20 protein-coding genes are annotated in these 21,934 nt (G+C 62.0%); 9 read left to right on the top strand and 11 right to left on the bottom strand.

Going from position 1 to position 21,934, the window contains the following annotated elements:
- Window positions 1-135 precede the first annotated feature (135 nt).
- A complete protein-coding gene (locus tag D0T11_RS06785) occupies window positions 136-714 on the top strand; it encodes a hypothetical protein (protein ID WP_119655019.1) in 579 nt (192 codons plus the stop codon).
- Between the two features lie 12 nt (window positions 715-726).
- Here D0T11_RS06785 and D0T11_RS06780 read toward each other — a convergent pair whose 3' ends face one another.
- Complete coding sequence (locus D0T11_RS06780) at window positions 727-1,386, bottom strand: DsbA family protein (protein ID WP_119655018.1); 660 nt, start codon at window positions 1,384-1,386, stop codon at window positions 727-729.
- Window positions 1,387-1,597: 211 nt separating this feature from the next.
- On the opposite strand from D0T11_RS06780, the gene D0T11_RS06775 reads away from it, so the two are divergent.
- Window positions 1,598-3,940 carry a beta strand repeat-containing protein gene (locus D0T11_RS06775; protein WP_119655017.1) on the top strand — a complete coding sequence of 781 codons (2,343 nt, stop codon included), beginning with the start codon at window positions 1,598-1,600 and terminating at the stop codon, window positions 3,938-3,940.
- Between the two features lie 83 nt (window positions 3,941-4,023).
- On the opposite strand, the gene rho is transcribed toward D0T11_RS06775, so the two are convergent.
- Window positions 4,024-6,159 carry a transcription termination factor Rho gene (gene rho, locus D0T11_RS06770; RefSeq protein WP_119655016.1) on the bottom strand — a complete coding sequence of 712 codons (2,136 nt, stop codon included), beginning with the start codon at window positions 6,157-6,159 and terminating at the stop codon, window positions 4,024-4,026.
- Between the two features lie 479 nt (window positions 6,160-6,638).
- On the opposite strand from rho, the gene serS reads away from it, so the two are divergent.
- Window positions 6,639-7,913, top strand: a complete 1,275-nt coding sequence (serS, locus tag D0T11_RS06765; RefSeq protein ID WP_119655015.1) for a serine--tRNA ligase — start codon at window positions 6,639-6,641, stop codon at window positions 7,911-7,913.
- A gap of 217 nt (window positions 7,914-8,130) precedes the next feature.
- Here the strand turns inward: serS and D0T11_RS06760 are convergent, their stop codons facing one another.
- The 8 genes from D0T11_RS06760 to D0T11_RS06725 all read right to left on the bottom strand — a co-directional run bounded on the left by D0T11_RS06760 (window position 8,131) and on the right by D0T11_RS06725 (window position 17,154).
- A complete protein-coding gene (locus D0T11_RS06760; protein ID WP_119655014.1) occupies window positions 8,131-9,384 on the bottom strand; it encodes a sensor histidine kinase in 1,254 nt (417 codons plus the stop codon).
- Window positions 9,385-9,407: 23 nt separating this feature from the next.
- Entirely contained in the window at window positions 9,408-9,842 is a 435-nt protein-coding gene (locus tag D0T11_RS06755) for a response regulator (RefSeq protein WP_119655013.1), read from the bottom strand.
- A 1-nt stretch (window position 9,843) separates the two neighbouring features.
- On the bottom strand, window positions 9,844-12,156 hold the full coding sequence (locus tag D0T11_RS06750) for an ATP-binding protein (protein ID WP_119655012.1): 2,313 nt from the start codon (window positions 12,154-12,156) through the stop codon (window positions 9,844-9,846).
- Window positions 12,132-12,707, bottom strand: a complete 576-nt coding sequence (locus tag D0T11_RS06745) for a biliverdin-producing heme oxygenase (RefSeq protein WP_119655011.1) — start codon at window positions 12,705-12,707, stop codon at window positions 12,132-12,134. Before D0T11_RS06745 ends, D0T11_RS06750 begins: the two co-directional genes overlap by 25 nt.
- 414 nt (window positions 12,708-13,121) lie before the next feature.
- Window positions 13,122-13,592, bottom strand: a complete 471-nt coding sequence (locus D0T11_RS06740) for an OsmC family protein (protein WP_119655010.1) — start codon at window positions 13,590-13,592, stop codon at window positions 13,122-13,124.
- A gap of 3 nt (window positions 13,593-13,595) precedes the next feature.
- Window positions 13,596-13,901, bottom strand: a complete 306-nt coding sequence (locus tag D0T11_RS06735; RefSeq protein WP_119655009.1) for a phosphoribosylpyrophosphate synthetase — start codon at window positions 13,899-13,901, stop codon at window positions 13,596-13,598.
- Between the two features lie 339 nt (window positions 13,902-14,240).
- On the bottom strand, window positions 14,241-15,284 hold the full coding sequence (locus D0T11_RS06730) for a glycosyltransferase family 9 protein (RefSeq protein WP_119655008.1): 1,044 nt from the start codon (window positions 15,282-15,284) through the stop codon (window positions 14,241-14,243).
- Window positions 15,285-15,399: 115 nt separating this feature from the next.
- Window positions 15,400-17,154, bottom strand: coding sequence for a DNA polymerase/3'-5' exonuclease PolX (locus tag D0T11_RS06725; protein WP_119655007.1), 1,755 nt, complete (start codon window positions 17,152-17,154; stop codon window positions 15,400-15,402).
- Between the two features lie 220 nt (window positions 17,155-17,374).
- Here D0T11_RS06725 and D0T11_RS23545 point away from each other — a divergent pair, with 220 nt between their 5' ends.
- The 6 genes from D0T11_RS23545 to D0T11_RS06695 all read left to right on the top strand — a co-directional run bounded on the left by D0T11_RS23545 (window position 17,375) and on the right by D0T11_RS06695 (window position 21,185).
- Window positions 17,375-17,476: a hypothetical protein gene (locus D0T11_RS23545; RefSeq protein ID WP_119655029.1), complete on the top strand. Its 102-nt coding sequence runs from the start codon at window positions 17,375-17,377 to the stop codon at window positions 17,474-17,476.
- Between the two features lie 52 nt (window positions 17,477-17,528).
- Complete coding sequence (locus D0T11_RS06715) at window positions 17,529-17,921, top strand: hypothetical protein (RefSeq protein WP_119655006.1); 393 nt, start codon at window positions 17,529-17,531, stop codon at window positions 17,919-17,921.
- Between the two features lie 75 nt (window positions 17,922-17,996).
- Window positions 17,997-18,368: a hypothetical protein gene (locus tag D0T11_RS06710; protein WP_119655005.1), complete on the top strand. Its 372-nt coding sequence runs from the start codon at window positions 17,997-17,999 to the stop codon at window positions 18,366-18,368.
- Between the two features lie 112 nt (window positions 18,369-18,480).
- A complete protein-coding gene (locus D0T11_RS06705; RefSeq protein ID WP_119655004.1) occupies window positions 18,481-18,915 on the top strand; it encodes a hypothetical protein in 435 nt (144 codons plus the stop codon).
- A gap of 40 nt (window positions 18,916-18,955) precedes the next feature.
- A complete protein-coding gene (locus tag D0T11_RS06700) occupies window positions 18,956-19,363 on the top strand; it encodes an EVE domain-containing protein (RefSeq protein WP_119655003.1) in 408 nt (135 codons plus the stop codon).
- Between the two features lie 217 nt (window positions 19,364-19,580).
- The gene (locus tag D0T11_RS06695) at window positions 19,581-21,185 is read left to right on the top strand and encodes a hypothetical protein (RefSeq protein ID WP_119655002.1); all 1,605 of its coding nucleotides are present in this window, start codon (window positions 19,581-19,583) and stop codon (window positions 21,183-21,185) included.
- 54 nt (window positions 21,186-21,239) lie between these two features.
- On the opposite strand, the gene D0T11_RS06690 is transcribed toward D0T11_RS06695, so the two are convergent.
- A complete protein-coding gene (locus tag D0T11_RS06690; RefSeq protein ID WP_119655001.1) occupies window positions 21,240-21,806 on the bottom strand; it encodes a DUF4252 domain-containing protein in 567 nt (188 codons plus the stop codon).
- Window positions 21,807-21,934: the final 128 nt, after the last annotated feature.

Genomic DNA, 21,934 nt, shown 5'->3' with positions numbered 1-21,934 from the left:
GGAAAACCTGGCCACCTTACGCAAGCTCACCCTGCAAGTGCTCACCCAACAACGCGACGGCTTAAGTCTGGCTAAACGGCGCGTGAAAGCGGCCTACGACATTCACTACCTCAAACAAATCCTCACGTAGGCTTCATGCGTTTGCCCTGCGCCACAACCACCTCCCCCGATTCGGTGGCGTCCGGCGTTCTGGAGCCCCTCGATACCGCCCGCCCCGCGCCCATCAATGCCCTTGCCGATACGCTGGCCACTGCCCGCCGCCGTCACCTGTTCTCCTCCCCTTCTACCCCCGACGTATTTGCGCTGGTGCTGCGCGGGCCGTCGGTGCTCAGTGGGGAGGCCGCACTCACTATTACCACGGCGCAGGGCGAAGTGATTTTCCGCGAAATCCTGACCTCGTCCGACCTGGAAGCGGCACTGGTGTACGAGATGAAGACGCCCACCGCCACTCAGGCCCAGCGCGAGGCCTACGTGCGCCGCCGCATTGGGGAGTTCTTCGCCGAAAACAACTTCCAGCGCCCGGAGCTGGCTGCTACTGCCACGTACCCGACGCCCGCGCCGGCCAGCCCCGACCGAGCCACCTGGAACGATTTGCAGCAGCGCCCCGACGCCATCAGCTTCCGTTACCTCGTTGGCAAAGAAGACCGCCAGGTGCTGGCCTGGTCGCCGCTGCAAAAGCAAGTGGTGCATCTGCCCTACCTGGTTGAGCCGTAGCCGCCGGCTTTTTCAGCCTTCGTGGCCGGCCTGGTGCAGGGCCTCTTCCAGGCCGGCCACGAAGGCCTCGTAGGGCTGGAAGCCCCGGGCCAGCACAAAACCCTGGGAACCCACCCGCAGAATACTGGTAGGAAAGCCCTGAACCCCGATTTTGCCCACGGCCGCAAATTCCAACTCGGTTCCCCGGATTACTTCGGGGCTGCTCAGCCGCTGCCGGAACTCCGCCGGCTCGATTCCGAACGCAGCCACCAGCGCATCGTAAGTAGCCGGCTCGTTCAGGTTGGCGCCTTCGTGGAAATACGCCCGCTGCACCTGATGGGCGAAGCGGGCCGCCTGCTCCTGCCGCAGTTGCCGGAAGGCATGAATGGCGCGGCAGGGCGGCGCCGAATCCTGCACGTAGCTGCCCTCCTGCCCCAGCGCCCGGAACGCGGCGCCAAACTCGGCGCCCGTTACCTGGGCCACCTGCTGCAACGCCCCACTCATCAGCGGCCAGTCGGGGCCAATGGAGCCCACCTGCTCTCCCGTAAACATCCCGCCGCAGAGCACCGACACATCAAGGCGGCCGCCGAACTGCTGTTGCACCTGCTCGATAACCGGGCTCATGCCGTAGCACCAGGCGCAAAGCGGGTCGGAGATATAGAGTAGTTCAGGGAGGTCGGGCTGGGGCTGCATGAGGGCAAATTACCGGCCTAGACCACGATTATGCAAGGATTTTACCAAACATAGGAAATGTCTTGCCTCGCTGAAGAGATTGACAAAACACAAAAGATACTTAAAAATATTATTTACAACTATTATTCCATATTATGTGCTGAAGATTCGTAATTTCAAACTGTCTTGTTGCACCACGCCTTCTGCTCATTTCTAAAGCACTCACATCCATATGCTTCACCACTACCAATTGTCTCTGGCACGCAGTAAAAAGGCGTTGATGCTGTCTGCTTTACTGCTGGCATTCCCAGGCCTAACTTTTGCAGCAACTATTAAATGGGTCGGAGCTACAGGTGCCCCCATTGATGTGGCTAGCAGCTGGGTCGTTGTTGATCCAACAACATACCAGCCTACCGGAGCTGGCAATAAAGCTCCTGAGGCCCTTGATGTATTAGTCTTTGATGGTAGTCAAACTCCTACAGCCAGCGTGCAAACAATCAGAGGCAATTTTGCTATCAGCCAATTGTTGTTTATCAATAATGTAAGTGCAACATTCATTGCACCAAGCACTTCTAACGGAGCAGGCACTATCGTTATAACAAACAACTTCGCTGGCGATGATTTCGTGATATCAGCTGGCTCCAGCTTCACACTGCTGAGTACTGCTGCAACTAGCAACCGCTACACAGTTATCCAACTGGGGGCCGGGGCTACCAGTTCTATTGCCGGCTCCTTTTTCCTTACGGGCAGTAGTAGCTCACCACTACCCCAGCGGGTAATTGCAGCTAGCGCCAACGCTGTTCAAGTACAGAATGGCGGCAGTGTTGTGACCCAGAATATTTTGGGATTTCCATTTGGTAGCACTGGTTCTATTCCTGCGGGAAATTCTAACGTTAATGATGATATAGCCACTACTGCTGGTTCGGTAGTCTTCAATTCCGGCTCGACTTTCCAGCAGATTACCGGTGGTTATCCCTTCAGCGACGGAGCTAATCCGGTAACGGTATTCAATAGCGGTAGCACCTACATCTATTCGGGTGGCACCTTCTCCCCGGTCGGCCAGCAGTATGGCAACCTGCAATTTTTGAGTCCGGCTACTGTTGCGGGCGCCAATAACATGGTTATTCAGAATGACCTGACGGTAACTGGTGTTACTGTCAACCTAAACTCTGTGGGCACCGGAGCCTCTGCGGGCACGTTGGTGGGCGGCAACATTGTCATCAATAGCAATGCGACACCTACAGCGGGGATCCTGAACTTCACTCCGGCCAGCGCCAGCAACGTTACGCTGAATGGCTCGACGGCCCAAACCGTAGGCGGTATCGGAGCCGGTACTGGCTCGGGCACTCTCACCTTTGGAGCTAATGCCCGCCTAGTTGTTAATAACTCTTCGGCCACCGGCGTAACCATGCTCAAACCGGTTACCGTAACCGGCCTGACCCTGACGAATGGCATCTTGACTACTCTGAACGGCAACGCTATTACGGTGCCGTTTGATGTAGCAACCGGAACAGATACCCGCCTTACCGGGGGTAGTGCAGCCAGCTTTGTCAACGGCCCACTTACCCGCTCTACCAGCGTAGCGGCTAGCGGCGCACCAAACATTGTGTATCCCATTGGTGCTATTCGCGCATCAACTCCGGTGTACCGCCCGTTAACTTTTTCGCCCAACCAGCCTTCGGCCAATACCTACACAGCCCAACAGTTTGAGGGCAGTCCTACGGCTCGCACCTTCCCGCCCTCTACCCCTAGCAGTATAAAACGAGTGTCGCGCATCCGCTACTTTAACGTATCCGCTGGTACCGGCGCGACGTTCAACAATGGCAAAATCACACTGAGCTTCGGTCCCGACGACCAAGTTGACAATACTAGCAAGTTGCGTATTGCGCTCAGTAGCGGCAGCACTTGGACGGACATAGGAGGCAATAGCAACCTTACGTCCAGTACTCTACCTTACTTTACCGGCACTATCCAATCGAGCAGTCCATTTGCCACCCTCGGGGACTTTGTATTGGCCAGCACTGAGCTAAGCCAGGGCCCAAATAATAACCCCCTACCCGTCACGCTCACCAGCTTTGCCGCATCCCGTCAAGCACATAATGTACTTGCCAAATGGACGACGGCTTCGGAAGTTAACAATGCGTATTTTGAGGTACAGCGCAGCCTTGATGGGCAGAACTTCACGGCGGCTGGCAAAGTAACCGGCAACGGCACGACGGTTACTGGTGCCTTCTACAGTTTCACTGACCGTAATGCGGAGGCGGCTACTTCCTATTACCGCTTGCAACAGGTGGATTTTGATGGCAAGCAGTCGTACTCGTCAGTAGTGACGGTAGCGGGCTTGAACACCATAGCGGCCACGTTCTACCCCAACCCCAGCAATACATCCATCACGCTGCCCAACACCTTGCAGGCCGTGCAGTACCGCGTGTACACCGCAGCCGGCCGAACAGTTCTGGCCGGTAGCGCCGTAGGTGGAAGTGAGGTGAACATGCAGCAGGTGCCCGCCGGGCTCTACTTTCTGGAGCTGACTACCGGCGACCATCATAACGTGCAGCGTTTTGTGCGGCAGTAAATATATCAGCATCCTACCACGAAAAGAGGCCCGTTGCGCACTGTGCGCAACGGGCCTCTTTTCGTGGTGGAGCTTTGGGCAGTTTAGCCGTTCATGGCCAGCAGGAATTCTTCGTTGTCCTTGGTGCCTTTCATGCGGTCCTTGAGGAACTCCATGGCTTCGGCAGCCGTCATGTCCGACATAAACTTGCGCAGCACCCAGATACGGTTGAGCTCGTCCTTGCTCATGAGCAGGTCTTCGCGGCGGGTACCGGAAGCCGGCACGTCGATGGCGGGGAAGATGCGCTTGTTGGCCAGCTTGCGGTCCAGTTGCAGTTCCATGTTGCCGGTACCTTTGAATTCCTCGAAGATAACCTCATCCATTTTGGAGCCGGTTTCGATGAGGGCCGTGGCCACGATGGTGAGCGAGCCGCCGTCTTCCACGTTGCGGGCCGCCCCGAAGAAGCGTTTGGGCTTGTGCAGGGCGTTGGCATCCACACCCCCCGAGAGGATTTTGCCCGAAGCGGGCTGCACCGTGTTGTAGGCGCGGGCCAGGCGGGTAATCGAGTCGAGCAGAATCACTACGTCGTGGCCGCACTCCACGAGGCGCTTGGCCTTTTCGAGGGCGATGGTGGCAATTTTCACGTGGCGGTCGGCCGTTTCGTCGAAGGTCGAACTGAGCACTTCGGCCTTTACGGTGCGGGCCATGTCGGTTACTTCTTCCGGGCGCTCATCAATGAGCAGAATCATCAGGTACACCTCCGGGTGGTTCTCCGAAATGGCGTTGGCAATTTCCTGGAGCAGCACCGTTTTACCGGTTTTGGGCTGGGCCACAATCAGGCCCCGCTGGCCCTTACCGATGGGGGCGAACAGGTCGAGAATCCGGGTGCTGTACTGGGCCGATTTGGTAGTCAGCTTGAGGCGTTCCTCGGCGAAGAGCGGGGTCAGGTTGTTGAACGGAATCCGGTCCCGGGCTTCTTCCACCGAGCGGCCGTTCACGCCCTGCACGCTCACCAGGGCAAAGTACTTCTCCCCGTCGCGGGGCGGGCGGATGGTGGCTTTCACCGTGTCGCCGGCCTTGAGGGCGAATTGCTTCACCTGCTGGGGGGCCACGTAAATATCGTCGGGCGAGGCCAGGTAGTTGTAGAACGGGCTGCGCAGGAAGCCGTAGCCGCCGTCGGGCATCATTTCCAGCGTGCCGTCGCCGGGAATCACGATGTCCAGCTCCGGCTGCTTGGGTGCCCGCTGCTGCTGGTCCTGGCGCTCGGGACGATCCTGACGCTCGGGCCGGTCAGCCCGGGGTGCTTCGCCGCCGCCGCTGTTCTGCCGTTCGGCCAGGCGTTGCTGACGGGCCAGTTCCCGGGCGGCGTACCGCTCCTCGCGGCGCTGCTCACGCATTTCGCGGCCGTCGGGGCGGTTGCCGTCCCGCAGGCCGCGAGGCTGGTCGTTGCGAGGCTGGTCGTTGCGRGGCTGGTCGTTGCGAGGCTGGTCGTTGCGRGGCTGGTCGTTGCGGGGCTGGKCGGGGCGGAACACCCGGGGCTGATCGGCGCGGCGCGGGGCCGGGCCAGGTTCGCGGGCAGCTTCCATTTCCGGCACCTCTTCCGGGGCTACTGGCAGCGGGAGGCCGGGGGCAACGTCGGTGTCCGAAAGCGGCGGCAGTGCAATGGGCCGGCCGGCCCGGTCGGTGCGGGTGCGGCGCTCCGGGCGCTGGTAGAGCTTCACCGGGCGCTCGGCTTCGGGCACCCCGGCCATATCAGCGGCGGCTTCATCCGGAGTCGGCACGGCCGCAGTTTCGGCCGCAATAGCCGGGGCCGTGGCTTGGGAGTCGGTTGGGGCACCCGACACTGGGGTGACAGTCGGAACTGGGGCGGCAGTCGGAGCCGGCGCGGCAGCCGGAGCCTCCTCGGTGGCCGCTGCTGCCGCAACGGCTGCTTTGGTGCGGGAAGTAGCCGGGCGCGGGGCGGTGGCCCGGGCAGCCGCAGCACGCGGAGCCGCTTTTTTGGCCGCCGGGGCAGCTTTGGCCTCCTTGGCGGCTGGGGCAGCGGCCTCGGCCGGAACCGCAACGGTTTCTGGGGCTTCCCTCGGAGCCGATTTGGCCGCCGGAATAGCCGCCTGATGATCGAGAATCTTGTAAATAAGATCCTGCTTGCTGAGTTTCTTGAAGTTACCAACCTTCTGGGTTTCGGCAATTTCCTTTAGTTCGGACAGCAGGCGGTCCTTCAACTCGTCAATAGTGTACATATAAGATGTGGGGCAAAAAGGGGGCAGGGCCACGCGAAACCCATACAAAGGGGTTGGGGCCATTCCGGGCACAAAAGGCAGCCGCAGCGCGGTGCCTGACGCAGAGAGAAGCGAGAACGAAAACCGAGGGTGAAGCCGACTAGCGCGGGGCAGATACGGGCGGGGCGTGGTACTGAAATGCAAACAGGCCCGCCGGCCAGAGCCGACTTGTACGTGCAATGTTAGCGTAATACGGGGGAACTGCCAAATCGGGCATCAGATTTCGCAGTTCTGCCCCATACGCAGGAACGCATGCAAAGGATGCGGGGCACCAGCCGGTTAAGCCGCCGGTTCGTGGTTCTCCTGGCCTTCGCAGCTAGCCTGCTCAGGGGAATAATACGGCCCGATGGGGGTATTTTACGGGTTCTGGCCGGGGGGCGGCGGTATCTCCCGAATCAAACGGCTATTTTTGGGCATTCCATTCTGCGTATTCTGCTCCTATGCTGCAAGTTTCCGTCATCAGAGAACAAACCGCCGCCGTACTGGCCGGCCTGGCCAAACGCCATTATGCCACGGCCGAGGCCGACGTGCAGGCTATTCTCGCCCTCGACCAGCGCCGCAAGGATCTGCAAACCAGCCACGACCAGGCCCAGGCCGAAGCCAACGAGTTGGCCCGCCAGATCGGGGGGCTGATGAAGGCCGGCGACAAGGCCGGGGCCGAAACGCTGAAAGTGCGCACGGGCGAGCTCAAGCAGCAGACTAAAGCGCACTCGGAGGAGCTGACCGGGGTAGAAAAAGAGTTGCAGCAGCAGCTCTACAAGCTGCCCAACCTGCCCCACGAGAGTGTACCGGCCGGCCGCTCAGCCGATGATAACGAGGTGGTGCGCGAAGTAGGCGCCAAACCCGAACTGGCCGCCGACGCCAAGCCCCACTGGGACTTGATCGAGCAGTACGACATCATCGATTTCGCCCTAGGCAACAAGATTACCGGGGCCGGTTTCCCGGTTTACAAAGGCCAGGGTGCCCGGTTGCAGCGGGCGCTCATCAACTTTTTCCTGGATGAAGCCCGCCACGCCGGCTACGCCGAGGTGCAGGTCCCGATTCTGGTCAACGAGGCCTCGGGCTACGGCACCGGCCAGCTGCCCGACAAGGAGGGCCAGATGTACCACGCCACCGCCGACGACCTGTACCTGATTCCGACGGCCGAGGTGCCCATCACCAATCTTTACCGCGACGACATCATCGCGCCCGACCAGTTGCCCATCCGCAACGCCGGCTACACGCCCTGCTTCCGCCGCGAGGCCGGTTCCTGGGGCGCGCACGTGCGGGGGCTCAACCGCCTGCACCAGTTCGATAAGGTAGAAATCGTGCAAATCACGCAGCCCGAGAACAGCTACGCGGCCCTGGAAGATATGCTGGCCCACATCGAAGGGCTGTTGCAGAAGCTGGAGCTGCCCTACCGCGTGCTGCGCCTGTGCAGCGGCGACATGAGCTTCACCTCGGCCCTCACCTACGACCTGGAAGTGTGGAGCGCGGCCCAGCAGCGGTGGCTGGAAGTCAGCTCGGCCTCCAATTTCGAAACCTACCAGGCCAACCGCCTCAAGCTGCGCTACCGCCCCGAAAACGGCAAAACCCAGTTCCTGCACACGCTCAACGGCTCGGCCCTGGCCCTGCCCCGCATCGTGGCGGCCCTGCTCGAAAACAACCAGACACCCGAAGGCATCCGCCTGCCCGCCGCCCTCCACTCCTACTGCGGGTTCGAGGTAATCCGATAAAATGGGGAGTGAGTGAGTGAGTGAGTGAGTGAGTGAGTGACAGGTCTGGCATGGCGGATAGCGCGCCAACAGTCGTTGTTCTACCCTCAGCCCACGATTGGTAAGCGCAAGGCCCCTGACGTGAGTACGTCAGGGGCCTTGCGCTTACGCAGAATCAGGAACCGCCCGGAGGGTAGTTTGCGACGGCGGTGCTGCTTGGTGTTACCGCCAAAGCCACTCACTGGGCCAGATGCACGCTGAAGGTAGTTCCTGCCCCGGGCTGGCTCTCTACTTCCACGTGGCCGCCGGCGGTCTGCACCAGGCGGTTGACCAGGAACAGGCCCACGCCGGTTCCGCTGGCTACTTCGGGATGAAAGCGGCGGAACAGCTGAAACAGCTCCGCGCCGTGCCGGTTCAAATCGATGCCCAGGCCATTGTCCTGCACCTGCACGACCGGCGGCCCGGTAGTTGGCAGGCTCCGCACCCGAATAACGGGCACCGCTTCGGGCCGACGGTATTTAATGGCATTCGCTACCAAGTTCAGCAGCACCGTGCGCAGGTCGGTGCGGGCGTAACGGACGGTGGGGCAGGCAGTAAAATCGGTCAGAATACGGGCGTTGGTGGCGTTTACCTGGGTTTGCAACGTCTGGCATACGTCCGCCATTACTTCGCTCAGCACAACCTGTTGGGTGGGTTCTTCGCCGGACCGGCGCTGCTCCTGCACAGCCCTCGAAAGGTCGTCGATGGTAGTGGTCAGGGCCAGCAGGGAGGTATCCGTCAGGCGCAGCAGCTGGGCGGCGTCGGGGTCGTGGAAGGTGGCCCCGCGGCGCAGCTCCTCGAACAGCCCCCGCAGATTGTGCACGGGCTGGCGCAGGTCGTGGGAAGCGGCGTACACGAAATTATCCAGGTCGGCGTTGGTGCGGGCCAGCTGGCGGTTGATGCGGTCCAGCTCGTGATTGTGGTGCTTTTGCTGCTGGTGCGCGGCCACCAATGCCTCGTTCTTGTGGTCGAGTTCCTGCTTCACCTGCTCCAAGCTGATGAGGGAGTCGCGCAGGCGCTGATTCACCGATTCGAGCTCCTGATGGTAGCGGGCGTGGTACTGGCGCCACTCGTTTTTTTCGATGGCGTGCCTCACCGTCCGGCTGAGCAGCTCCTGATCGAAGGCTCCCTTCACCAGGTAATCAGATGCGCCCGAGTTGAGCGCCCGGGCAGCCAGCATCTCACTGCCGCCACCCGTAATCATGATAACGCATAACTCGGCCACTGGCCGCCGCTGCTGAAGCCCGAGCAGAATGTCCATGCCCGTCATATCGGGCAGGTTGTAATCCAGCAGAACACAATCGGGCCGGTAGTCCCCGAACACGGCCAGGGCCTCTTCGCCCGAAGCGGCCTCCCGGAAATCCAGGGTTTCGTGGCCCTGCTGCCGGTTCAGGTAGCGGCGATACAACATCCGGTCGGCCTCGTTATCATCAACCAGCAGGATTTTTTTCACGGATACACGAGTGCATTAGACGATTAAGCGGGCAGTTCGGAAGCTTCCAGCCAGTAATGCACGATCAGTCGTACTTTTTCTTCCAGCTCAGCGTAGCCAATAGGCTTGGTGAGGTAGCTGTTGGCTCCCAGGCGGTAGCAAGCGGCAATGTCCTGGTCGTTGGAAGACGTGGTGAATATGACCACCGGGATGGACTGCAAGCTACCGTCCTGCTTGATGACGGAAAGCACGTCGAAGCCGTCGAGGCCGGGCATGTTCAGGTCCAGCAGAATAATGGCCGGCAGGAGCCGGGGCCAGCCAACTGCGCGGCCCTGCAAATAATCCAGGGCCTGTTCGCCGTCTTCGCACCGGAGCACCGGGTTTTGGAGGGCATGTTTGCGAAAGGCCCGGCCCAGCGCCGTAAAGTCTTCGGTGCTGTCTTCAATAACCAGAATGGGCTTGATGGCGGTGGTCGTCAAGTTAGTGCGGCGTTGGAACGGAGAAATAGAACGTGGCCCCCTGGCCGGCAACGGAGTCGACCCAGATCTGGCCGCCCATCTTTTCAATCATCTTCCTGGCAATGGCCAGCCCGGCACCGGTACCTCCGCCGTATTTGTTCGGGCCGTGCAGGCGCTTGAATATCCGGAAGATATTCTCGTGGTGGCGGGGGTCGATACCGATACCGTTATCGCGCACGTAGAGTGTGCAAAAGCCCGGCGGCGTGCTTCCGCGCGGCCCCTGAACAGTAGCGGGCGCTACGCCCACCCATACGTAGGGGTGGGCGTTATCGTTGTAGCGCATGGCGTTCGTGAGCAGGTTGTTGAGCACTTCACCAAGCCGTACCGCATCGGCCAGCACCACGGGCAGCTCGCCTTCTATTTCCAGCGTGGTAGCGGTCTGGGCAAGGCGCACCTGCAACATATCCCGCACCTCGTGCAGCACGTCGGCCACCCGCACCGGGTGCAGCCTGGTTTCCAGCCGGCTCACCCGCGAGAGTTTGAGCAGCGACTCAATGAGATTTTCCATGCGCTTGCTGAGCCGGATCAGGGTCTGGAGCTTTTCCACGCCCTCGGCATCCAGCTTATCGGCATAGTCTTCCAGCAGGAACAGCGAGTAGTTGTGGATGCCGCGCAGGGGTTCTTTCAGGTCGTGCGAGGCCACGTAGGCAAACGAATCCAGTTCCTCGTTGCTGCGCTCCAGCTCCTCGTTGAGGCGGCCCAGCAGCGTGGCGCGGGCCTGCACCTCATCAAACATCTTGAGCCGGATGTCGGCAATGCGCAGGCGTAGCTCCTGGGCAGCCGCTACTTCGATGCTGCGCCAGGCTTCGGCCGTGTTTTCCACCGACTCGCTCCAGGCGGCAAACGACTGCCGGGGCGAGAGGAACAGTTCGCCGTTGTGGGTGGTTTCGGGCTTTTCGCGGCGGCCGGCCCAGGTCACCTGCTGCACTACCTCGGGCCGGAACCAGAGGATGTAGTCCCGGTTCTGGCGGTCGAGGCAGATGGCCATAATGCCGCTGGCCACGGCCCGCAGCTTCACGCCCGCGGGGTGGAGGCGGGCGTAGGAATTGGTATGAAACACCTCCTCGGGCGCGTTCAGGTGCAACCACTCCATCAGCTCGCCCAGCTCTTCGGGCGTGGGCGTGGCCCCCAGCGTGGCCGTCTGCTGATCGAAGCACACGGCCACGCCCCCGCACCGGAACAAGTCCATAACCGTGGGGGCGTGGTCGTAGAGGGCGCGGCGGAAATCGGGCAGCTCGGCCATGCGGGCAAACAGGTCGGCCTGGGTTTGGCGTAGCCGCAGCTGGTACTGGTAATCCTCGGCCTGCTCCTTGCTTTTGAGCAGCGACGAAAACGTTTTACCGATAAACTGGCACAGGTCGCGCAGCTCGTAGCTGACCAGACGGGGCGAGTTGTGGTGACACACGATCAGGCCCCAGAGCTTCCCGTCCCGGATCAGCGAAACGCTCATGGAAGCCTGCACGCCCATGTTGCGCAGGTACTGCACATGGATGGGCGACACGCTGCGCAGCACGGCGTAGGTCATGTCGGGCGGGCGGCCGGTAGCGGGCGTGCGCACGGGCACCAGCGGAACGGGCACGTAGCCCACCTCGGCAATGAAGCGCAGCCAGTTGCGCAGGTACATAGCCCGGGCCTGCTGCGGAATATCGGTGGCCGGGTAGCGCAGTCCCAGAAAAGGCTCCAGCCCGGGCGCGCGCACCTCGGCCACCACCTCCCCGCTCTCGTCGTCGGCAAAGCGGTACATCATCACCCGGTCGAAGCCCGTGATGTTGCTGATTTGCTGCACGGCGTGCTGGCAGAATTCCAGTACCGACTCGGCCCCCAGCATCTGGCTCAGGGCTTCGTTGAGGGAGGGCAGGTCCAGCGGCCCGGTAGCCGCCGGCTCGACCGGCTCAAACTCCAGCCACAGCAAGTCGTCGAAGCGGTGCTGGATGAGCTTGAAGAAGGGCTGGCCGGGCAACTGATTCAGGCGCACCCCTTGCAGGCGGTGATTTTCGGTGAGCGAAACCCACTGCGCCGCCAGCTCCCGCAGCCGTTCTTCGGAAAAGAAGGCGGACAAATCCTGCCCAATAAGGTCGTCGGCGGCCAGTCCCACCATATCTGCCGTGTTGGCGCTGGCCTGCACCACCCGTTGCGTGCGCGGGTCGAGGCAGAGCAAAAAGCCGTAGGGTTGGATGGAACCGGGGATGTGAATCGGCTCCCGGTCGCAGTTGGTCAGCGTAACGACCTCTGCTTGCAGGCTCTCATCCGTTAGTACGTGTCCGATTCGATCCATTCGTGCAGGCGTTGAAAGGTGAGGAGGGCGGAGGCCACGATGTCGTCGGCCAGCTCGGGGGTGGCGGCTTCCGTGAGCAGGGCGGTAAAAGACTTCCAGAGGCTGCCCGTGTGCCCGGCGTGGCCGCTGAAGTAGGCCCGGGCAGGAATGCCGGCCTGGGCCAGCTGGCGCGCAATGACCTGACCGCCCAGCGTGGAGCCTTCCAGCACGTAGAGCGCGCCCAGCAGCTGGACCCGCGTGTGCAGGGGCGGCATTTGCGGGGCCAGCGGCAAGTGTTCGGCCTGGGACAAATCCTGGCCCAGCAGGTGGGCGCGGGCGCGGCGCTCCAGCTCCCACTCCGGCCCGAATTCGGCGGCGTGCAGGCGGAGCTGCTTTTCAAAGGGCACCACAAAGCCGTAGAGCTTGGCCAGAAACCGGTGAGTGGCCGCCTCCGTCAGGGTGCCGGTGGCCAGGGCCCGGTTGAATTCCTGCTGCTCCAGGGCATCGTGAGCGGCCCGGGTTTGCTGCCGCAAACGGGTCAGGATGGGAAGGGAAGCAGCGGAAACAGACATAGCAGGCAGACCTCGAAACTCAGGGGAGCAGTTCCGGCAGGCCAGGCAAAAAGGAAGGGATACAAGCAAATATATCCGGAATTTTCCCGTTTGCCAGCGCCTGGCAACCCGGAGCGGCGGCGGGCAGTACCCCAACCTCAACCGTAGCAAAGGCCTTTTCCGCCCCCTAAGCGGCCGGTTCTTTACGCGGCCGGCGGGACCGGCACCAACCCGGCTGGTGCACCGGCTTAGCCACCACACCAGCCGGGCCGGCCGCCGTGCGGTGGCGGAAGGCTGGTACCAGTAGTCAGGCAACAAACGCAGCACCCCTGAGCCCGCGTGCCGGGCACGCTCGCAGAGGAGGCGGTTGCGTTTGTTGCGTTATGGGTCAGGCAGGGGGGCGGAAGCAGGGCGGAACCCGGCGGCCCGGGTGCCTCAGGCGGGAAAATCCGTGCCGGCCGGAACCAGCTCCGTGATAATGCGCAGGCCGCTCATGAGCGTTTTCTGCACCGGGCACTTCTGGGATACGGCCTCCAGGCGCTGCCGCTGCTGCTCGTCGAGTGGCCCCAGCAGGCGCAGCTCCTTGCGCACTTCGTCCAGCGTGTGGCCGGCTTGTTCGCACTGCTCACAGTCCTGCTCGTGCACGCGTTGGTGGCGCAGGCGCACCTCAATTCCTTCGAGGGGCCATTTTTTCCGGGTGGCGTAGAGGCGCAGGGTGATGGCGGTGCAGGCTCCCAGGGCCGAGAGCAGCAAGTCGTAAGGCGTGGGGCCGGCGTCCTGGCCGCCCACGGCCACGGGCTCATCCACGAGCCAGGTATGGCGGCCGGCCCGCACGTCGGCCAGCAGGGCTTCCGGGCCGACTTTCACCAGCACCGTTTTATCGTTTTCGTTGGGAGTATCCGGCATAGTTCAGGCGCTGGGCATATTGAGTTTTTGCATGAGCTCGTCGTTGACCGGTTCCGAGTACGCCCCGTAAGCACTCACCAGCAGCCCCTTCACGCCCTGGTCCGACTCAATGGCGTAAAGCACGCTCTCATCGCCGGGGTCCGTGTTGCCCTCGAAGCGGTAGAACTCGCGCACCTGAAAGTGCTCGGGATGCAGCTCCAGCTCCAGGCCGGGGCAGTGCAGATGGGTGGACGCGATATTGAAATCCTGGTCGAAACCGCGTTGTTGCAGGTCGCGGATGGCACCGCTGAGCGTATCGTAAGCTGACATGGCAAGGAGGAATAAGTGAAAAAGTGCTGTTACGCAGTAGCCGTTGAAGCATTCGTTTCTCGTTGCTCATTTTTCGGGGCTGCTTCACCTTCATTCACCAATCAGCCCCGAAAAACGAGCAACGAAAAACGACCTGCTACCGCAGATACCGGAAGCGACTTGCGTGACAGCAGTGAAGAACTGCTGTTGGGCACTGCTTGCGCGGCGGCTTCAGAAAACGTCCTTTCCGGCCATTTCCCAGAATTGGTGCGCCACAGCAGTGCCCAAGAGGCGTACGGCCCCCACGCCGGGTCGTTGTGCGGATTCGCTTGCCGGGCTTTTCGGCCGCAGCCCGTGCCCCTACCCTTCCAGGTCGAACCGGATGTCGCGCATGCACCTGAAATGGCCTTTGGGGCACTGCGCGTACCCGATTTTGGAACAGGGCCGGCACGAGAGCCCGCTCACTTCCAGAATTCGGAACTCGGTCCGGTAGGGGTACATGCCGAACTCGGGCACCGTATTGCCCCACACACTCAGAATTTCCTTCTCAAAAGCCGCCGCAATGTGCATCAGGCCGGTATCGTGGCTGACCACCAGCCGGGCCTGCCGCACCAGGGAGGCCGACTGATTCAGGTTGAACCGCCCGCAGGCATTGTAGATGATGGTTTGAGGCCCGACAGTAGGCGGAAGGGGCGGAAAGTGCGACGGGCTGTCGGGGATGCGCCCCGGCGCGGGCGGCGAACCGGCCACGCCGGCATCAAAGGCGGCCTCAACAATATGGCCGGTACTCTCGTCGGCGGGTCCGCCGAGCAGCACGATGGGCTGGCGCAGCAGTCCGCACAGCTCGATAATGCGCTCCACCGGCAACCGTTTGGTGGCGTGCTGAGCCCCGATGGCGAAGGCCACGTAGCCGTGCTGGAAGGCGGGCGGCAACGCCGTGGCCACGTCCACCTCGTCTGGGCCGGGAATGAAGTAATCCAGCCCCTGCTGGTCGTTGCGCACGCCCAGCGGGGCAGCGGCGGCCAGGTAGCGCTCCACAATATGCACCCGGGGCAGCGTGTTCACCTTCCAGTTCACGAGCAGCCATTTGCGGGCGTTGAGCTTGTCGAAGCTGGCCGATTTTACGCCCAGCCGGGCCTTGATCAGGCTGGTGCGCAGGTTGTGGTGCAGGTCGATGATGAAGTCGAACTGTTCGGCCCGCAGCTCGGCCACCAGCTCCCCCAGGCTTCCGGTCAGGCAGTGTACCCGGTCCACGTAGGGGTTGTTTTCCATGATACCCCGGAAGGCCGGCTTGGTGGCAAAATGCACCCGCGCCCCCGCCACCTGCTGCTTCACGGCCCGGATAACCGGCGTAGTCAGCACAATATCGCCGATGGAGGAAAAGCGCAGAATGAGAATTTTCATATCAGTTGCCAGTGTCCAGTTGTTAGTTGTTAGTTGTTAGTTGTTAGTTGTTAGTCAAAAAGAACGTCATTCCGAGCTTGCCGAGGAATGACGTTCTTTTTGACTAACCCGACCCCTACCCAAACAGCGAATCCCGGAACTCCAGCGGGGGTTTGATGGCGGCTTTGCGCTGGGCGAAGTAGCCGGCCGCTTCCGCCGCCGTTTTGGCGTTGAAAGTCATGTCCTTCGTCAGGCCGCCTTTGCGGCCCATGAACACGCCGTAGCGCATATCGGCGTAGCCGTTGGTGTGGTGGGCGTCGGGGTTGATGCTGAGCTGCACACCCTGCTCCAGGGCATAATGAACCCAGCGCCAGTCGAGGTCGAGGCGCCAGGGGTTGGCGTTGATTTCGATGATGACTTGGTGCCGGGCGCAGGCGTCGATGACGGCCTTGTGGTCGAGGGGGTAGCCTTCGCGGCGCAGCAGCAGGCGGCCGGTAGGGTGGCCCAGCATGGTGGTATAGGGGTTCTCGATGGCCCGCAGCACCCGCGTAGTGGCCTTGCGCTCGTCCATTTTCAGGTTGGAATGCACCGAGGCCACGATAAAATCGAAGGTTTCGAGCACCGTGGGCGGATAGTCCAGGGAGCCATCGGAGAGGATATCGGATTCGATGCCCTTGAAGATGCGGAACGGGGCCAGCTCCTGATTCAGCTGATCAATTTCCTGGTGCTGCTGGCGCACCCGCTCCACGGGCAGGCCGTTGGCATAGTGCGCCGCCTGCGAATGGTCGCAGATGCCGAGGTAGTCGTAGCCCTGGTCGCGCAGGAAGGTGGCCATTTCGCGCAGGCTGTGGTTGCCGTCGGAGTAGGTACTGTGGTTGTGCAGGGAGCCGCGCAGGTCACCATCTTCCAGCAGCCGGGGCAGCTTGTTTTCGCGGGCCAGGGGCAGCTCCCAGAGGCCTTCGCGCAGTTCGGGCTCCACGTATTGCAGACCGGCCCGCTCGTAGAGAGCCGCCTCCGAAGCAAACTGCTCCCGCTTCAGCCACTGGCGCAGACTGGCCGGCTGGCCGGGCAGCAGTTCCGCAGCCAGCGCCCCGGTCAGATGGCCCTCGGCGGCCGAGGTGAGCAGCAGCTGGTTGATGAATTCGGCCGGGGCTACCAGGCGCACCTCCACTTTCACGCCCGAGGCCGTGGCCGTGCCGCGCCAGGCAAACGGGCCGCTGCGGCGCGGGTCGGGCATGAGGCCGTCGAGGCCAGCCAGCAGCTCGTGGACGGCGGCCGGGGCAGGGGTGGCCGCTACCAGCAGCACGGTTTCGATGGTTTCGCGGCGGCGGCGTACTTCCCCGCTCACGGCGGCCTGGCTTACGCCGGGCGCGGCTTGCAGGCGGGCCAGCAGGTCGTGGGCCAGCTCCTCGGCCTGGGGGTAGAGCAGCTTACCCCGGCTCTGGTCGGTGAAATCGAGGGCCTCCAGAATGGCCTGCTGGGTTTTCTGGCCGAAGCCCTTGAGCTTACTTACCTGGTCGGTTTCGGCGGCTTCGCGCAGCTGCCCGGCGCTTTCTACGCCCAGCTCTTTCCACAGGCTGCGAATTTTTTTGGGGCCGATGCCTTTGATCTTCAGCAGCTCCACCACGCCGGGCGGGGTGGCAGCCAGCAGGCGCGTGAGGTCCTCGAACGAGCCGGTATCGAGCATTTCGGCCACTTTGGCGGCGGCCGTTTTGCTCAGGCCCATGCGGTCGGGCAGGCCGGTACGCTCCACGTCGGCTACCGGGAAGCTGAGGGCTTCCAGGGCGTTGGCAGTGCCTTCGTAGGCCCGGATTTTAAACGGATTTTCCTCGTGCAGCTCCAGAAGCTGGGCCGCGAGGCGGAAGGCACGGGTGAGGGCGCGGTTGTCCATAGCAGGCAAAGGTAGTTGTCGGTTGTCAGTTGCTAGTTGTCAGTTGCTAGTTGTCAGTTGTTGGTTGTCAGTTGTCGGTTGAGAACGTCATTCCGAGCGGAGCCGAGGAATCTCACGTGCTAATCGTTGTAGATGCGTCTGTTCAGTTACTACAGGCGAGATTCTTCGCTGCGCTCTGAATGACGTTCTCAACTGACAACCGACAACTGACAACCAACAACTGACAACTGACAACCGACAACCGACAACTGACAACCAACAACTGACAACTGACAACCGACAACTGACAACTGACAACCAACAACTGGCAACTGGCAACTGACAACTGGCAACCGACAACTGCGTAACTTCCCAACTCCCTAACACCTCCCGCCATGCGCATATTCACCGTTTTTGCCCTGCTGAGCGTGCTGCTCCTGGCGGCCACCTGCAATACCGACTCCCAGACGATGACGCTCAAGCAGCTGGAAGGCACCTGGCTGCACGCCCACGAAGACGACCAGGGCGACGTGCGCGTGTACCGCCCCAACACCTACGCCTTCGGCCCGTCCAGGGGCCGCACCGGCTTCGCCTTCGACCACAATGGCCTGTTCACCCAGTACGACATTGCCCCCACCGATGGCATTGAGGGCCGCAAAGGCCAGTGGAAGGCCCAGGATGAGCGCACCGTCCGCATCAGTCTCGACGATAAGAAGGAGCCCGACTACCTGCTCGAAATCGTGTCGCTGGAAAACAACGTGCTGAAAGTGCGGCGCAAAGATTTGTAGCCCCCGCAACCATCTGCCCCGAAGCGGTATCCTGCCGGGGGGTGCTTTTGCCCGTTACCCGTATCGTTTACCGCTATGCTGCGTTTCAGCCTCCTCGTTTCCCTGGGTTTACTGACTTTGGGCAGCTGCCGGAAATCGGAAGCCCCCACCCCGATTCAGGACAAAGACTGGTTTAGCACCTTCCAAACCGGCAAAAAGGGCTATACCATTTACAGCACCACTACCCAAAGCCAGGGCCGGCGCTACTCGGGTTTTCGCCTCAATACGGATGGCACCTACCTGGAATATGCCCTCGGGCCGGCCGACGGCCCGGTAGCGTACCGGGGCACCTGGCGGGCGGAAAGCGGCCAGACCTACCGGATTTCCTTTCAGGACCCCGCCCGGGCAGGCTACCAGTTGCGCATCCTGAAGCCTGCCGAGGAACATTTAGAAGCCCGTATTGACTAAATAATCCTATTTTTTAGCCACTTTAGCCGGTAGTTCTGGCAGATTGGGCGCGCCCCGCGCAATGCTGCTGGCCAACAGTAGTTCAACCAATCCTCCAGCCAACTCCTTGCTTATGCGCTACGCTACCCTTCCTGCCGTTTTTATGCTCCTGCTGACGGGGCTGACCGCCTGCACCGCCGTGAGCGAGCGGGCCCCGAGTGAGCGGGCGCTGTCGGCCTGCTCCCCGGCCCTGCTACGCTCCACGCTCAGCAAAGACTGGTACAATACGCTCGTACCCAAAGATGCCGACGGCTTTGAGACGTACAAGTTGCAGGGCACGTTTCAGATGGGCATGACCACCGGTTTTCAGCTCACCCCCGACAGCACCTACATCATCCACTCCTTCGGCCCGGCCGATGAGCCGCTGACCATCCGGGGCAGCTGGCACACCGTTGCCGGCTGCCCGCCCATCGTGCTCACTACCACCACCGAGCTCGGCACGCAGCAGCTCCGGCTGGAAGTAGTGGACGCCTCCACCCTCAAGGTCCGGTTCGAAGATCAGCAGTAATCCTGGTCACGCATCGGCCGCCGGGCCTTACCTTCGGGTCATGAACTACTGGCTCGTTAAATCTGAACCCGCGGCCTACTCCTGGGCCGATTTCACCCGCGAGGGCAGCACCGACTGGACCGGCGTGCGCAACTACCAGGCCCGCAACTTCCTGCGCGCCATGCAGCCCGGCGACCTGGTGCTTTACTACCACAGCGTGACGGAGAAGCAGGTGGTGGGCGTAGCCGAGGTAGCTGCTCCGGCCGCCCCCGATGCTACGGCCCCCGCCGGTTCCGACTGGGTAGCCGTGCGCCTGCGCCCCCATCAGGCCCTGGCTACGCCCGTCACGCTGGCCCGCATCAAGCAGGACGAGCGCCTCACCCAGATTGCCTTACTACGCCAGTCCCGCCTGTCGGTGATGCCCCTCAAACCCGATGAATTCGACGTGCTGCTGGAGCTGGGAGCCTGATCCTTACGCTATTCCGGGCCGGCACCCACTACTACGGCCCCTCACCCGGCTCCGGCCGGCTCCCTACAAATGCACACGGCCCACCTTTTTCAGCAGGCGGGCCGTGTGCATTTGTAGGTGTTGCGGCATCATATTCGGGCCAGCAGTGTTAGGTGATACCCGCCTTTCCCTGTATCTTACGTAAGCACTTCGTGCCCTGATTCTTGCGGCCTTCGCTATGAAATACTGCTACCTGCTTGTTTGCCTGCTGGGATTTAATTCGGGTGCACTGGGGCAGCAGTCCGGTGCTCCCGAACCGGCCATTGCGCCCCGCCAATTGCTGCGCACCGAGTTGGTGCTGGAATCGTCCAACAGTGAGGTGCAGGTGCAGCCCATGCCCGAAGACAGCAGCCTGGTGCTGCTGGTGGAGCACAACCCGGTGCTGGTGGGCAAAACGGAATACTATTTTCAGAAATTCGATAAAAACCTGCGCCCCCGTGAGCCGGTGGCCTTGACGGTGCCACGGGGCTACGACTTCCAGCGGATCTGCGCGGAGGGCACCGATGTGTACGCCCTGTTTAGTGGCCTGGATACCGGCACGCTCTGGGTAGCGGCGTTCGATACCCGGACCGGGGAGCTGGGCCAGGGCGAGTTCAAAACCAAGCGCGCCCGCCAGGTCCACGACCTCAAGGCCCTCGAAGGCAACCTGTTCGTGACGGTGGAAGTGGACCAGCACCTGACGCTGCTGCTGCTGGATCTGCGCGCGGCCACGTTCCGGTTTCTGCCGTCGGTGTTCGAGGCCTTACCCACGCGCTTTACTTTCCTGGCCGATTCCGTCACCAAGCGGGCCGAGCTGATTCTGAGCGAAACCAATGGCCTCAAGTCGCGCCTTCAGCTCAAGCAGCTCGACGACGGTGGCCGGCTGCTGCACTCCGAATTCGTGCAGGCCGGCAGCGAGCGGGGCCTGCTCGATGCCCAGCTCAGCCCCGGCGACAGCGCCGCCCGCCTGCTGGCCGGCACGTATACGCTACGCGACTCGCGCTACTCCCAGGGCCTGTTTGCCTCCGACCTCACGGCCGGAGTCACCGAAACCGGCCAGCGCCGCTCCCTGCGCTTCTACGACTTTCTGAACTTCAAGCACTTTTTTGATTTCATGAAGCCGGCCCGCTTAGCCCGCCTGCGCCAGCGCAACGAGCGGCTCCGCGCCTCCGACCGCCAGTTCCGGCACCGTTTCCAGCTGCTCATGCACGACATGCTGCCGACTGCGGAAGGCTACGTGCTCGTGTCGGAGGTGTACTACCCGCGCTACAACATGTCGAACTATCCCTCCGGCAACTACGGCGGCCTCGGCAACTACGGCTACGGCAGCCCGGGAGCGCTCAACGGGTTCGGGTATCCGTCCCGCTACAACAGCTTCTACAACGGCCGGCGCCCCTCCGAAGGCTACCGCACCACCCATGCCCTCATCTGCGGTTTCGACCGCCAGGGCAACCTGCTCTGGGACAACGCCTTTCTGCTGAAGGAAGTCGACCACTTTCAGTTGCAGGAAACCGTCTGCTTCCGCCCTCTGCCCGACGGGCAGTTCGCCGTAGCCTACCTCAAGGATGACAAGTTCTATTTCAAGGTCGTCAACCAGTCGGCCACTGCGCCCAACGACTGGCAGGTAACGCTGCGCTCCTCTCCTACCGAAATCGGCATACGGGAAGAAAAGGCGACCAGCACCCAGCAGGAGCACCTGATGGCCTGGTACGGCAGCCGCTTCCTGGCCGTGGGCTACCAGCACGTGCGCCCCGCAAGTGGCCCCGGCCGCGACGTGTACTTCCTGAACGTGCTGGAGTTTTAACCACCTGGCAGGAAGCCCCGGATGGGTGGCCGTGCTGGTGTATCCGCGTCCGATTTACAGCTCGCCCTTCACCACGTTTGGCAGAATTTTGCTGAGCTGGGCCACCTGCGCCCGGGTAAAGCTGCCCGCCACCGACACCAGCACGAAGGAATCGGTAGTCTGCTGCTGGCCCACGGCCACGAACTCCGATACTTTCCCGCCCTGCTCGCGGACCGAGTAGCGCATCTGGTTCGGAATATCGGCGCTGGCGTCGGCAATAGGCAGGGGCGTGTACCGCTCACTGGCCAGCAGCCCGTCCACCTCTTGGTTTAAGCCCTCCGCTACCAGGCTGCGGGCGCTGCTGCTGGTGGGCGTGAAGGTGATGATTTTGGTACTGCGGATCGAAGTCAGGGCTTCCGTCAGCTCATTGCCACCCCCGAGCTTACCCAGGCGGCCCAGCAGGAAGCGGGTGGTGAGGCTGGCATTCCAGTCGGTGGTTTTGAAGCCGGGGCGCTTTTCGTATTTGCTGAAAAACTGCGCCACCGTGCGCGCCGGCGTACCGGGGCCGCTAGTCCGGCAGCCGGCCAGCAAAAGCACTGCCACTGCCACTGCCAGTAACGTAGAAAAAATCCGTCGTTTCATATCAAAGCGAAAAAGGAAAAAGGGAAGATACTGCCTGTACGCAGGAGGTGCGGAACCGTTCCGGCCCTGGGGCCAGCGCACAAAAAAGGCGGCGTACCCGGGGGTACGCCGCCTTTTTGCTAATTACT

Source organism: Hymenobacter rubripertinctus (assembly GCF_003583925.1).
GTDB lineage: Bacteria > Bacteroidota > Bacteroidia > Cytophagales > Hymenobacteraceae > Hymenobacter > Hymenobacter rubripertinctus.
The sequence above is the reverse complement of the archived record's forward strand: the minus strand, read 5'-3'. Positions and strand labels throughout refer to the sequence as shown.

Excerpts from the sequence above, each read along its gene's own strand:
- D0T11_RS06715 (WP_119655006.1), top strand. The coding sequence starts at position 17,529 with ATGCGCATATTCACCGTTTTTGCCCTGCTGAGCGTGCTGCTCCTGGCG.
- D0T11_RS06780 (WP_119655018.1), bottom strand. The coding sequence starts at position 1,386 with ATGCAGCCCCAGCCCGACCTCCCTGAACTACTCTATATCTCCGACCCG.
- D0T11_RS06745 (WP_119655011.1), bottom strand. The coding sequence starts at position 12,707 with ATGTCTGTTTCCGCTGCTTCCCTTCCCATCCTGACCCGTTTGCGGCAG.
- D0T11_RS06785 (WP_119655019.1), top strand. The coding sequence starts at position 136 with ATGCGTTTGCCCTGCGCCACAACCACCTCCCCCGATTCGGTGGCGTCC.
- D0T11_RS06735 (WP_119655009.1), bottom strand. The coding sequence starts at position 13,901 with ATGTCAGCTTACGATACGCTCAGCGGTGCCATCCGCGACCTGCAACAA.
- D0T11_RS06695 (WP_119655002.1), top strand. The coding sequence starts at position 19,581 with ATGAAATACTGCTACCTGCTTGTTTGCCTGCTGGGATTTAATTCGGGT.
- D0T11_RS06775 (WP_119655017.1), top strand. The coding sequence starts at position 1,598 with ATGCTTCACCACTACCAATTGTCTCTGGCACGCAGTAAAAAGGCGTTG.
- D0T11_RS06725 (WP_119655007.1), bottom strand. The coding sequence starts at position 17,154 with ATGGACAACCGCGCCCTCACCCGTGCCTTCCGCCTCGCGGCCCAGCTT.
- D0T11_RS06705 (WP_119655004.1), top strand. The coding sequence starts at position 18,481 with ATGCGCTACGCTACCCTTCCTGCCGTTTTTATGCTCCTGCTGACGGGG.
- D0T11_RS06730 (WP_119655008.1), bottom strand. The coding sequence starts at position 15,284 with ATGAAAATTCTCATTCTGCGCTTTTCCTCCATCGGCGATATTGTGCTG.
- D0T11_RS06710 (WP_119655005.1), top strand. The coding sequence starts at position 17,997 with ATGCTGCGTTTCAGCCTCCTCGTTTCCCTGGGTTTACTGACTTTGGGC.
- serS (WP_119655015.1), top strand. The coding sequence starts at position 6,639 with ATGCTGCAAGTTTCCGTCATCAGAGAACAAACCGCCGCCGTACTGGCC.
- D0T11_RS06750 (WP_119655012.1), bottom strand. The coding sequence starts at position 12,156 with ATGGATCGAATCGGACACGTACTAACGGATGAGAGCCTGCAAGCAGAG.
- D0T11_RS06690 (WP_119655001.1), bottom strand. The coding sequence starts at position 21,806 with ATGAAACGACGGATTTTTTCTACGTTACTGGCAGTGGCAGTGGCAGTG.
- D0T11_RS06740 (WP_119655010.1), bottom strand. The coding sequence starts at position 13,592 with ATGCCGGATACTCCCAACGAAAACGATAAAACGGTGCTGGTGAAAGTC.
- D0T11_RS06700 (WP_119655003.1), top strand. The coding sequence starts at position 18,956 with ATGAACTACTGGCTCGTTAAATCTGAACCCGCGGCCTACTCCTGGGCC.